Source organism: Cetobacterium sp. ZOR0034 (assembly GCF_000799075.1).
GTDB lineage: Bacteria > Fusobacteriota > Fusobacteriia > Fusobacteriales > Fusobacteriaceae > Cetobacterium_A.
Window position 1 is genome coordinate 1 of the sequence record NZ_JTLI01000114.1, and the last position, 306, is coordinate 306.

At 34.6% G+C, this 306-nt stretch carries 1 pseudogene; it reads left to right on the forward strand.

Annotated elements, in window-relative coordinates:
- Window positions 1-182: 182 nt before the first annotated feature.
- Window positions 183-306, forward strand: a pseudogene (locus L992_RS13625) (transketolase); the annotation flags it as partial.

Here is a 306-nt window from a genome sequence, read left to right on the forward strand (position 1 = left end):
CAGCTAGTATTAGAAATCCTTGGCATGCTAAAGAAGCGGCAAAAGCAGGAGCTCATATAGGAACAATTCCATATTCAATAATTATTGCGATGACAAGACACGAATTGACTGATAAAGGGATAGAAAGATTTTTAAAAGATTGGGAGAATGCAAAAAAATAGTATATTTAAGGGAGAGAGTTGATGAAAGTAAGAGATATTAAACTTGTAGAAGATAAAGCACGTGAAGTTAGAAAAGACATTGTTCAAATGATTTGTAAATCTAAGTCAGGACATCCAGGAGGATCATTATCAGCGGCGGATATAG